Here is an 11,443-nt window from a genome sequence, read left to right as displayed (position 1 = left end):
AGGGGGGGGGGTTGGCGACGGACACGCCTCGGGCTTTCCCCCCACAACCATCCACTGTCGGTGGCGCTGGGGCGCGGACGAGGGACGACGGGACGGGCCCCGGGGTCAGGACAGGCCGCGGGGCTCCTCGCCGGCCGGCGCGCGGCCGCGGTGGACCCGCGACGCGTGCCGCAGGGCCGCGCGGGCACGCTTCCGGTCGCCCGCGGCGTCGTACGCGAACGCCAGCCGGTACCAGGTGCCCCAGTCGCCGTCCGGCGCGGCCTCGGCCTCGGCCCGCGCCGCCTCGAACTGGCCAGCCGCGGCCGCGCGGTCGATGCGCCCGCCCGGGCTGCGCGGCAGGTCGTCGACCGGCAGCTCGCCGCGCGCGGCGAGCGTGTCGGCCATCCGCTGCACGTCGACGGCGAGCAGCCACTCGCGCGCGACCAGGCCCAGCACCAGCAGGGGCAGCAGCGCGAACGCCGCGCCGAGCCCGACGCCGACGGGCTCGCCGGTGCGGATCAGCGCGACGGCGCGGCCCGCGACCAGCCAGAGGTACAGGCCGAGCAGCGCGGTGAGCGCGATCGCGGCGACCAGGCCGGTCCGGCGCCGCGCCGGCGTGGCCCGCCCGGGCTCCCGGGGCTCCCCCACGGCGGTCAGCCCAGGTCCAGGTAGCGCTCGAGCCCGACCGTCAGCCCCGGGCGGGACCCCACCTGCCGGACCGCGTGCAGCACGCCGGGCATGAACGACACCCGGTCGAACGAGTCGTGCCGGATGGTCAGCTGCTCCCCCGCGTTACCCAGCAGGATCTCCTCGTGCGCGACGAGCCCGCGCAGCCGCACCGCGTGCACCCGGACCCCGTCCACGTCCGCGCCCCGCGCGCCGTCGAGCGCCGTCGTGGTGGCGTCCGGCACCGGGCCCAGCCCGGCCTCGCGGCGGGCGGCCGCGATCGCGTGCGCGGTGTGCCGGGCGGTGCCGGACGGCGCATCGACCTTGTCGGGGTGGTGCAGCTCCACCACCTCGACCGACTCGAACCACCGGGCGGCCCGCGCGGCGAACGCCATGGCCAGCACCGCGCCGAGCGCGAAGTTCGGGGCGATGAGCACGCCCACGCCCGGGCGCTGCGCGAGGTCGGCCTCGACCCGCGCCAGCGACTCCGGCGTCCAACCGGTGGTGCCCACGACGGCGTGCACCCCCTGGGCGACCAGCGACCGCACGTTCGCCTCGGCGACCGACGGCACGGTGAAGTCGACCGCGACCTGCGCCCCGGTCGCGGCCACCGCGCCGACGTCGTCGCCGTGCTCGAGGGCGGCCACCAGCTCCAGGTCGGGCGCGCCCTCCACGGCGTCGACGACGGTCCGTCCCATGCGGCCGGCCGCGCCCAGCACGGCCACCGTGATCGATTCGCTCACGCGGGCAACCCTATGCGAGCCCTACGCGGTCGCGAGCACGTCCTCCATGCCGCGGACCGCCCGGCGCAGGTCCAGGGCGTGCAGGCCCGTGAACCGCTCGACCTCGCGCTGCGGGTAGCCGGCGTCGGCGTACGCGCGGAGCACCCGGACCACCCCGACGGCGTCGCCGCGGTCGTCGACGCCGAGCTCGCGCACCGCGCAGGACAGCCGGACCGTCGACAGGAACGCCGACGGGGTCAGCCCGACGTGCGCGGCGAGCAGCGCGTGCAGCCCGGCGAGCGACCGGTCGACCTCGCGCGCCAGGTCGACCGGGCGGACCAGGCCGCGCTCGGCGTCGGCGTACCGGGCGACCCGGTCGACGGCGTCTCGGTCGGCCGCGGGCACCGGGCGCCGGACCGCGGCGGCCAGGGAGTCCTCGAGGACGGCGACGCAGGCGGCGGCCGCGGCGCCCTCGCCGAGCCCGGCGGCGGCGTCCCACGCGGCGCGCATGCCGGCGGCGAGGACGGCCTCGTCCAGGCCGAGCGCCTCGCCCAGCGGCCGGTGCTCGTCCACGAGGAACCCGGCGGGGTGCAGCGCCGACAGCGCCCAGGGCGCGAGCCGCGCGCCGACCTCCCAGGACTCGGCGTCCCCGGCGGGCAGCACCACGCCCGGCACGACCCGCGGGCCGCGCAGCACGCTGCCGACGGACTCCGCCTCGCGGGTCAGCGGGTCGACCCAGCGCACCGGCGCGCCGAGCCGGACGACGGCGGACGGCCGGCCGTCGGGCAGCGCGACCCGGGGCGGGGCGGCGTGCGGCGCCCGGGCGACCCAGAGCGCCTCCACCAGCCCGGGCGATCGGGGGGCGACGGCGACGGAGCGACGGGCGGACGTGACGGCGGCCATGCCCTCATCATCGTCCCGCGCCGCGCGCGGCGGAACGGGACCTCCGGCCCGGTCGGCGCACGACCCCGGGGACGGCAGGAGCCGGGCCCCCCGGAGGGGACCCGGCTCCGGTGACGACGGACCGCCGTCGGCGTCAGCCGCCGAACGGCCCCACGCGCACCACGGACCGCGGCCGCGCGGCCAGGTCGGCGGCGAGCTCCTGCACCTCGCGGGCCGTGACCGCGCGGACGCGGTCGAGCGACTCCTGCGTGGACAGCAGCTGCCCGTGCACCAGCTCGGACTTGCCCAGCCGGCTCATGCGCGACCCGGAGTCCTCCAGGCCGAGCACCAGGCTGCCGGACAGCTGCCCGACGGACCGGCGCAGCTCGGCGTCGGTGATGCCGCCGTCCGCGAGCCGCTCCAGCTCGGCGACCATGAGCTCGGTGACCTCGTCGATCCTGGCCGGCGCGCAGCCCGCGTACAGGCCGAACACGCCGGTGTCGGCGTGGCCGGACGCGAACGAGTACGTCGAGTACGCCAGGCCCCGCTTCTCGCGGATCTCCTGGAACAGCCGGGACGACATCCCGCCGCCCAGCACCGCGTTCAGCACGGAGAGCGTGAAGCGCCGGGGGTCGGTGGCCGTGAGGCCGGTCCCGCCGACGATGACGTTGCCCTGCTCGGTCGTGCGGCGCACGGTGACCTCGGAGGCCCCCGCCGTCACCGGCAGCGCCTCCGTCGCACCGCGGCGCGCGGCCGGCGCGGTGCCCGCCGCGAGCTCCCAGCCGCCGTCCTGCAGCGCCCGGGTGACCTGCTCGGCGAGCGCGTCGTGGTCGACGTTGCCCGCCGCGGTCACGACCAGCGTGTCCGGGCGGTAGTGCTGCCGGTAGTGCTCCCAGACGGCGTCGCGCGGCACGGCCCGGATCGTGTCCGGCGTGCCGCCGATCGGCCGGCCGAGCGGGTGCTCGCCCAGGACGACCGTCGCGAACCGCTCGTGCACGACGTCGCTCGGGTCGTCGTCGTTCATGGCGAGCTCCTCGAGGATCACGCCGCGCTCGGTCTCGAGCTCGTCGCTGTCCAGGCGGGCCGAGGTCACCATGTCGGCGATGACGTCGACCGCCATCGGCAGGTCCTCGTCGAGCACCCGGGCGTAGTAGCAGGTGTGCTCCTTGCCCGTGGCGGCGTTCGCCTCGCCGCCGACCTCGTCGAACGCCTCGGCGATGTCCATCGCCGTGCGCCGCGCGGTGCCCTTGAACAGCAGGTGCTCGAGGAAGTGCGTCGAGCCGTGGTGCCCGTCGGACTCGTCCCGGGAGCCGACGCCGACCCACGCCCCGACGGACGCGGACCGGACGCCGGGGACGTGCTCGGTGAGCAGGCGGACCCCGCCGGGCAGGACGGAGCGACGGACGGAGCCGTCACCCGCCTGCCCGGCGGTCAGGTCGCTCCCGGGGGCACCGGGAGCGACCAGGGGGAGGTCCAGCGGCACGTCAGGCGTCGGCCGGCTCAGCGGCGGCGGACTCGTCCGAGCCCGCCTCCTCGCCCTCGACCACGGCGTGCAGCGACAGCTTGCCGCGCGGGTCGATCTCGCCGATCTCGACCTGGACCTTCTGGCCCACGCCGAGGACGTCCTCGACCTTCTCGACCCGCTTGCCGCCGACGAGGCGACGGATCTGCGAGATGTGCAGCAGGCCGTCCTTGCCGGGCGACAGCGAGATGAACGCGCCGAAGGTGGTCGTCTTGACGACCGTGCCGACGAAGCGCTCGCCGATCTCCGGCATGTGCGGGTTGGCGATCGCGTTGATCGCCGCCCGCGCGGCCTCCGCCGACGGACCGTCGGTGGCGCCGATGTAGACCGTGCCGTCGTCCTCGATCGAGATGTCGGCGCCGGTCTCCTCCTGGATCTGGTTGATCATCTTGCCCTTCGGGCCGATGACCTCGCCGATCTTGTCGACCGGGACCTTCACCGTGATGACGCGCGGGGCGTTCGGCGACATCTCGTCCGGGACGTCGATCGCCTCGTTCAGGACGTCGAGGATCGCGAGGCGCGCCTCCTTGGCCTGGGTCAGCGCGTCGGCCAGCACGGAGGCGGGGATGCCGTCGAGCTTGGTGTCGAGCTGGATGGCCGTGACGAACTCGCGGGTGCCGGCGACCTTGAAGTCCATGTCGCCGAACGCGTCCTCGGCGCCCAGGATGTCGGTGAGCGCGGCGTACCGGGTCTCGCCGTTCACCGTGTCGGACACGAGGCCCATGGCGATGCCGGCGACGGGGGCGCGCAGCGGCACACCCGCGTTCAGCAGCGACAGGGTCGAGGCGCAGACGGAGCCCATCGAGGTCGAGCCGTTGGAGCCGAGGGCCTCGGACACCTGGCGGATCGCGTAGGGGAACTCCTCGCGGCTCGGCAGCACCGGCATGATCGCGCGCTCGGCGAGGGCTCCGTGGCCGATCTCGCGCCGCTTCGGCGAGCCCACGCGGCCGGTCTCGCCGGTCGAGTAGGGCGGGAAGTTGTAGTTGTGCATGTAGCGCTTGCGCGTCTCGGGCGACAGCGTGTCGAGCTGCTGCTCCATGCGGAGCATGTTCAGCGTGGTGACACCCATGATCTGGGTCTCGCCGCGCTCGAACAGCGCCGAGCCGTGCACGCGGGGCAGGACCTCGACCTCGGCGGACAGCGTGCGGATGTCCCGCAGGCCGCGGCCGTCGATGCGGAAGCCGTCGGTCAGGATGCGCTGGCGGATGACCTTCTTGGTCACCGAGCGCACCGCGGCGGACAGCTCCTTCTCGCGGCCCTCGAACGAGGCGGCGAGCTGGTCCAGGACCTCGGCCTTGATCTCGTCCAGGCGGCCCTCGCGGGTCTGCTTGTCCGCGATCTGCATGGCCTCGAGGATCTTCGCCTCGGCGGCGCCCTCGACGGCCTCGTACGCGTCCGGCTGGTAGTCCGGGAACGTCGGGAAGTCGCGGGTCTCCTTGGCGGACTGCGCGGCGAGCTGCTGCTGCGCCTCGACCAGGGCCTTGATGAACGGCTTGGACGCCTCGAGGCCCTCGGCCACGACGGCCTCGGTCGGGGCGACGCCGCCCTCGTCCTTGATGAGGTTCCAGGACTTCTCCGGCGCCTCGGCCTCGATCATCGCGATCGCGACGTCGCCGCCCTCGACCACGCGGCCGGCCACGACGATCTCGAACGTCGCGCGCTCGCGCTCGGTGTACCGCGGGAACGCGACCCACTGGCCGTCGATCAGCGCGATCCGCACCGCACCGACCGGGCCGGAGAACGGCAGGCCGGAGATCTGGGTGGAGATGGACGCGGCGTTGATCGCCAGGACGTCGTACGCGTCGTCCGGGTGGATCGCCAGGACGGTCACGACGACCTGGACCTCGTTGCGCAGGCCCTTGACGAACAGGGGGCGCAGCGGGCGGTCGATCAGGCGGCAGGCCAGGATCGCGTCGGTCGACGGGCGGCCCTCGCGGCGGAAGAACGAGCCGGGGATCTTGCCCGCGGCGTACTGCCGCTCCTCGACGTCCACCGTCAGCGGGAAGAAGTCGAACTGGTCCTTGGGGTGCTTGCCCGCCGTCGTGGCGGACAGCAGGGCCGTCTCGCCGTCGAGGTAGGCCATCGCGGAGCCGGCGGCCTGCTTGGCGAGGCGGCCGGTCTCGAAGCGGACGGTGCGGGTGCCGAAGCGACCGTTGTCGATCACGGCCTCGGCGAACTGGATCTCGGGACCCTCCACGGGTGCCCTCCTTTGTCTCGAAGGCGCCGGACCGGTCACGGCGGTCTTCGATCGAGGCACCCGGACACGCAGGTTCCGGGAACCACTACCGAGGACCGGACGCGTCGACCGGCGCGGAGTGAGAGTGGTGCGGTGGTGGTGCTGGCGCCGGGTCCCGGACACCGGGGCTCGACGCAGGACCAGCCCGGACCCCAGCGGGGGTCCGGGCTGGTCACGCGGTCATCGGCGCAGGCCGAGCCGCTGGATCAGGCTGCGGTAGCGGTCGATGTCGACCTTCTGCAGGTAGCCCTGGAGGCGGCGACGCTGGCCGACCAGCAGCAGCAGCCCGCGGCGGCTGTGGTGGTCGTGCTTGTGCGTCTTGAGGTGCTCGTTGAGGTCGTTGATGCGCTGCGTCAGCATCGCGATCTGGACCTCCGGCGAGCCGGTGTCACCCTCGTGGGTGGCGTACTCGGCCATGATGGACTTCTTGGTGGCGCTGTCGAGGGGCACGACTCTCCTGGATTGTCTCGTTGCGCGGTGCTCCGGGGCAGGTCCACCCGGGCGCTCTCGTTCCGCGGCCGTTCTGACGGCTGTGCGAGTCTACCAGGTGCCCGTCTCGCGCGGCCTCAGCCCGCGGCGCCGGCGAGCACGTCCCGGACCCCGGCGACGTCCTCGTGCATCCGCGCGACCAGCTCGTCGACCGAGTCGAACCGCAGGGTCGGTCGCAGCCGCTCGACGAACTCCAGCACGACCTCCTCGCCGTACAGGTCGAGGTCCGTCCGGTCGAGCACGTAGGCCTCGACCCGGCGCTGCAGGCCGGCGAACGTCGGGTTGGTGCCGACCGAGACCGCGGCGGGCAGCACCGCGTCCGGCGACCCCGCGGGCGCGGCGGGGCGGCGGAGCCAGCCGGCGTACACGCCGTCGGCCGGGACCATGCCGGTCGCGTCCTGGGACAGGTTGGCCGTCGGGAACCCGAGGTCGCGGCCGCGCTTGTCGCCGTGCACCACGGTGCCGCGCACCCGGTGCGGGCGGCCCAGCACCCGCGCGGCCTGGCGGACGTCGCCGGCGACCAGCAGCTCGCGGACCCAGGTCGAGGACCAGCGGCGGCGCAGGGGGTCGGCCAGGGCGGCGGGGTCGTCGTCGGCCGGGTCCGGCGCGACGTCCTCGATCACCTCGACCGCGAACCCGAAGCGCTCCCCCAGCTCGACCATCGTCGCCAGGTCCCCGGCGTTGCCGCGCCCGAACCGGACGTCCCGCCCGACGACCACGGTGCGCGCGTGCAGCCCGTCCACGAGGTACCGGCGGACGAACTCCTCGGCGGTCTGCTGCGCGAAGTCGAGCGTGTAGGTCAGCAGGAGCACGGCGTCGAGGCCGGTCTGCTCCAGGAGCTCGAGCCGGTCGGCGTCTCCGGTGAGCAGTGGCGGGGCGGTGTCGGGGCGGTGCACCTGCTGCGGGTGCGGCGTGAACGTCACGGCGACCGAGCGGGCGCCCACCGCGCGGGCGTCGGCCACCATCCGGGTCAGCACGCCGACGTGGCCGCGGTGCACCCCGTCGAAGTTGCCGACCGTCACCACCGACGGCCCGAAGTCCGCGGGGACCTGCGCGAGGTCCGTCCAGCGCTGCACCAGCTCTCCCGTCGGTCGGCGCCTCGCGGCGCGGTCGGCGCCGGCGGGGTCGCGGCGCGGGGACAAGCCTGCCACGGCGCGCGGGGTGCCTCGCGCGCCGGTGCCGCGCGCGCCGCGGCGCTACGCTCGGCGCGCAGCCGCGCCGCGGCGCCCGACCCCGGAGGTCCCGCATGGTCACCCTGCGCACCACGCTCGTCCCCACCGGTGGCACGACCACCGGCATCGAGGTGCCCGAGGACGTCGTCACCGGGCTCGGGCGCGGGAAGCGGGTGCCCGTCGTCGTCACGATCAACGGACACGCGTACCGCGGGTCGATCGCGCCGTACTCCGGCGGGTACTGGGTCGGCGTCTCGGCGGCGAACCGCGCCGCCGCGGGGATCGAGGCCGGGGAGGCCGTCGAGGTCGACCTCGCGGTGGACGACGCGCCCCGCACGGTCGAGGTGCCGGCCGACCTCGCGGCCGCGCTCGCCGCCGGCGGGCCCGCCGTGGCCGAGGCGTGGGCGGCGCTGTCGTACTCGAAGCAGCGCGCGCACGTCCTGGCGGTCGAGGGCGCGAAGACCGACGCGACCCGGGAGCGCCGGGTCGCGTCGGTGGTCGCCGCCCTGGGCTGACGGGCGCCCGTCAGGTGGCCGCGGCGAAGACCAGGGCCGGGCGGGCGTGCGGGCCGCGGTCCTCCAGGAGCGCCGCGAGGGTGCCCTCCGGGGTCAGCGCGGCGACCGTCACGCCCGCGCCGGTGCCCGTGGCCGGGATCCGCTGGCCGTAGGACAGCGCCCGGGCCTCGGCCTCGGTGAGCTCGCGCACCGGGAACGTCGCCCGCGCGGCCTCGGCGAGCGGCAGGGTGTCGAGCGGCACGTCGGCCGGCCAGGCCTCCAGGTCCTCGAGCGTCCGGGCGCCGTCGATCCCGTAGCCGCCGACCCGGGTGCGCCGCAGCGCGGTCAGGTGCCCGCCGACGCCGAGCCCCCGGCCCAGGTCCCGCGCGAGCGCCCGGATGTACGTCCCCGACGAGCAGACCACCGTGACGTCGACGTCGAGCGCCGCGACGCCCGACCCGTCCGCGTCCGGCACGTCACGCACCTCGCGCACGTCGAACCGGGAGATCGTCACCGGGCGCGCGGCCAGCTCGACGTCCTCCCCCGCCCGGACGCGCGCGTAGGCGCGCTGCCCGTCGACCTTGATCGCGCTGACCGCGCTGGGCACCTGCTGGATCGGCCCCGTCAGCGCCGCCACGCCCGCGTCCAGCCCCTCCCGGGCGACCCCGGCGGCGTCGGCCCGGGCGACGGGCTCGCCCTCGGCGTCGTCCGTGGTCGTGGTGACGCCGAGGCGGATCGTCGCCGTGTACTCCTTGTCCGCCCCGACGACGTAGGTGAGCAGGCGGGTCGCCCGGCCGACGCCGAGCACCAGCACGCCGGTCGCCATCGGGTCGAGCGTGCCGGCGTGCCCGACCTTGCGGGTACCGGCCAGACCGCGGGCCTTCGCGACGACGTCGTGGCTGGTCCAGCCCTGCGGCTTGTCGACGACGAGCAGGCCGTCGGGGGCCGTGGGGCGGCGGGGGCGGTCGGGGCGGCGCTGGTCGCGCGCGGCGGTCACGCGGTCGCCCCGGCGCGGTCGCCCGCCGTGGCGGCGGACCCGGCGGCGACGACCTCGGGCGCGAAGCAGCGCAGCAGCGCGTCGAAGCCGGCGTCCTGGCCGACGTGCGCGAAGCCGTCCGAGCTGAGCAGCACGTTGATCAGCATGCCGTCGGCCACGAACCGCCGGGCGGTCTCGTCGCCGTCGGGGTCGTCCGGCTCGACGCGCTGCCGGAACAGCCGGAAGACCTCGCCGAGCGTGTGCCGGGCGAGCGCGGTGACCTCCGGGTCCTCCGCCGCGAAGCCGTGCATGAGGACGCGCAGCAGGTCGCGGTCGGCCATCAGCTCGACGTAGGCGCGGCCCGTGCGCTCGACCGCCCCCGGCCCGGGCTCGACGGCGGCCATCGCCCCGAGCACCCGCTCCGTCGTGTGCCGGTAGGCCTCCAGGAACAGGCGCTGCTTCGACCCGAACAGCCGCACGACGTAGGGCTGCGACACCCCCGCGGCGCGCGCCACCTGGTCGGTCGTCGTCCCCGCGTAGCCCCCCTCGGCGAACACCTCGATCGCGGCCGCGAGGATCTGCTCGCGCCGCTGGTCCCCCGACATGCGGGGGGCGCGCGGGGCGGGCCGGGTGGCGCTCTCGAAGTCCATGGTTGACATGTTATCAGTCGATAACTAACGTCCATCGGGTCGAAGTAATCAGCCAATGCTTACAGGAGCCTCCGATGTCGACGCAGACCCGCACCACCGCCCCGGGTGCCGGCGCCGCCGGCGCCCCGGCAGACCCGCCGCCCGCCGCGGCCGGCTCCCCCGTCGCCGCAGCCCCCGCGCCCGGCCCCGTCCGGGCCGCGACCCGCGCAGTCCCGGTCGCCGTCGCGCTGCTCGCCGCCTCGCTGCCGATGTTCATGGCGACGCTCGACAACCTCGTCGTCACCAGCGCGCTCCCCGTCCTCCAGGCCGAGCTCGGCGCCACGCTCACCGACCTGCAGTGGGTGGTGAACGCCTACACCCTGGCGTTCGCCACGCTGATGATCGCCGCCGCGACGCTCGGCGACCGCTGGGGCCGGCGCCGCACGTTCCTCGGCGGGATCGCGGTGTTCACCCTCGGCTCGATCGCCGCGGCCCTCGCCGGGTCCCCCGGCGCCCTGATCGCCGCCCGCGCCGTCCAGGGCGTCGGCGCCGCGGCCGTCATGCCGCTGTCGCTCACCCTGCTCGCCGCCGCGGTCCCCGCGTCGCGGCGCGCCATGGCCATCGGCATCTGGGGCGGCGTCTCCGGCCTCGGCGTCGCGCTCGGCCCGGTCGTCGGCGGCGCCGTCGTCGAGGGCATCTCCTGGGAGGCCATGTTCTGGATCAACGTGCCGGTCGCCCTCGTCGCGGTCCCGCTGGTGCTGCGCGCGCTGCCCGAGGGCCGCGGGCGCGCGCAGCGGCTCGACCTGCCCGGCCTCGTGCTCGCCGCGGCGGGCGTCCTCGGGATCGTGTGGGGCGTCGTGCACGGCAACGAGGACGGCTGGACGTCGGCCGGCGTGCTCGGCCCGGTCGTCGGCGGCGTCGTCGCCCTCGCGCTGTTCCTCCGGCACGAGGCCCGCACCCCGCACGCGCTCGTCCCGCTGCGGCTGTTCCGGTCGCGCAGCTTCTCCGTCGCGAACGTCTCGGGCTTCGCGTTCTCGCTCGGCGCGTTCGGCGCGGTGTTCCTGCTCGCCCAGTACCTGCAGGTAGTCCAGGGGTACTCCCCGCTGGAGGCCGGCCTGCGCACGCTGCCCTGGACCGCGGCGCCGATGGTCGTCGCGCCGCTCGCCGGGATGCTCGCGCCGCGGGTCGGCGTGCGGGTGCTGCTCACCGGCGGGCTCGTCGCGCAGGCCGCCGGGCTCGCGTGGCTCGGGTTCGCCGTCTCGGACGGCGGCTACGCCGCGCTGATCCCGGGCCTGGTGCTCGCCGGCGTCGGCATGGGCCTGACCTTCGCCCCCAGCGCCACCGCGGTGCTGTCCGGCATGGCTCCCGACGACCACGGCACCGCGTCGTCGACCAACTCGACGCTGCGGGAGGTCGGCGTCGCGCTGGGCGTCGCGGTGCTGACCGCGGTGTTCACCGCCGCCGGCGGCACGATCAGCCCCGACGGGTTCGACGCGGGCCTGCGCCCGGCGGTGCTGACCGGCGCGGCGGTCATCGCGCTGGCGGCGGTCGCGTCGCTGGCGATGCCGCGTGGGACCGGCCGCGAGGACTCCTGACCCCGCGGAGGCGGTCGGGGCAGCGCGCCGAGGTCGTCACAACGCCGCGAGGTCGTCACTCAGGAGTGACGACCTCACCCC

General features: G+C 75.8%; 11 protein-coding genes. 2 read left to right on the top strand and 9 right to left on the bottom strand.

Going from position 1 to position 11,443, the window contains the following annotated elements:
* Window positions 1–105: 105 nt before the first annotated feature.
* The 7 genes from AC3WUG_RS16955 to AC3WUG_RS16925 all read right to left on the bottom strand — a co-directional run bounded on the left by AC3WUG_RS16955 (window position 106) and on the right by AC3WUG_RS16925 (window position 7,572).
* Window positions 106–627: a hypothetical protein gene (locus tag AC3WUG_RS16955; protein ID WP_492328734.1), complete on the bottom strand. Its 522-nt coding sequence runs from the start codon at window positions 625–627 to the stop codon at window positions 106–108.
* Window positions 628–632: 5 nt separating this feature from the next.
* On the bottom strand, window positions 633–1,388 hold the full coding sequence (gene dapB / locus AC3WUG_RS16950; RefSeq protein WP_492328733.1) for a 4-hydroxy-tetrahydrodipicolinate reductase: 756 nt from the start codon (window positions 1,386–1,388) through the stop codon (window positions 633–635).
* A gap of 21 nt (window positions 1,389–1,409) precedes the next feature.
* Window positions 1,410–2,270: a hypothetical protein gene (locus tag AC3WUG_RS16945; RefSeq protein WP_492328732.1), complete on the bottom strand. Its 861-nt coding sequence runs from the start codon at window positions 2,268–2,270 to the stop codon at window positions 1,410–1,412.
* A gap of 133 nt (window positions 2,271–2,403) precedes the next feature.
* A complete protein-coding gene (locus AC3WUG_RS16940; RefSeq protein ID WP_492328731.1) occupies window positions 2,404–3,732 on the bottom strand; it encodes a M16 family metallopeptidase in 1,329 nt (442 codons plus the stop codon).
* Window position 3,733: 1 nt separating this feature from the next.
* Window positions 3,734–5,968, bottom strand: a complete 2,235-nt coding sequence (locus AC3WUG_RS16935; RefSeq protein WP_492328730.1) for a polyribonucleotide nucleotidyltransferase — start codon at window positions 5,966–5,968, stop codon at window positions 3,734–3,736.
* Between the two features lie 219 nt (window positions 5,969–6,187).
* Window positions 6,188–6,457 (bottom strand): 30S ribosomal protein S15, encoded by a 270-nt coding sequence (gene rpsO, locus AC3WUG_RS16930; protein ID WP_147793841.1) that lies wholly within the window; start codon window positions 6,455–6,457, stop codon window positions 6,188–6,190.
* A 116-nt stretch (window positions 6,458–6,573) separates the two neighbouring features.
* Window positions 6,574–7,572 carry a bifunctional riboflavin kinase/FAD synthetase gene (locus AC3WUG_RS16925; RefSeq protein WP_492328729.1) on the bottom strand — a complete coding sequence of 333 codons (999 nt, stop codon included), beginning with the start codon at window positions 7,570–7,572 and terminating at the stop codon, window positions 6,574–6,576.
* A 170-nt stretch (window positions 7,573–7,742) separates the two neighbouring features.
* Between AC3WUG_RS16925 and AC3WUG_RS16920 the strand changes: the two genes are divergently transcribed.
* Complete coding sequence (locus AC3WUG_RS16920; RefSeq protein WP_492328728.1) at window positions 7,743–8,183, top strand: YdeI/OmpD-associated family protein; 441 nt, start codon at window positions 7,743–7,745, stop codon at window positions 8,181–8,183.
* A gap of 10 nt (window positions 8,184–8,193) precedes the next feature.
* Here the strand turns inward: AC3WUG_RS16920 and truB are convergent, their stop codons facing one another.
* Both truB and AC3WUG_RS16910 read right to left on the bottom strand, forming a co-directional pair.
* Entirely contained in the window at window positions 8,194–9,159 is a 966-nt protein-coding gene (truB, locus tag AC3WUG_RS16915; protein WP_492328727.1) for a tRNA pseudouridine(55) synthase TruB, read from the bottom strand.
* On the bottom strand, window positions 9,156–9,788 hold the full coding sequence (locus tag AC3WUG_RS16910; RefSeq protein WP_492328726.1) for a TetR/AcrR family transcriptional regulator: 633 nt from the start codon (window positions 9,786–9,788) through the stop codon (window positions 9,156–9,158). The genes truB and AC3WUG_RS16910 overlap by 4 nt, the downstream gene beginning before the upstream one ends.
* Before the next feature lie 74 nt (window positions 9,789–9,862).
* Here AC3WUG_RS16910 and AC3WUG_RS16905 point away from each other — a divergent pair, with 74 nt between their 5' ends.
* Window positions 9,863–11,362: a DHA2 family efflux MFS transporter permease subunit gene (locus tag AC3WUG_RS16905; RefSeq protein ID WP_492328725.1), complete on the top strand. Its 1,500-nt coding sequence runs from the start codon at window positions 9,863–9,865 to the stop codon at window positions 11,360–11,362.
* Window positions 11,363–11,443 lie beyond the last annotated feature (81 nt).

The organism is Cellulomonas sp. EB106-03-03-XG116, from assembly GCF_058792015.1.
The sequence above is the reverse complement of the archived record's forward strand: the minus strand, read 5'-3'. Positions and strand labels throughout refer to the sequence as shown.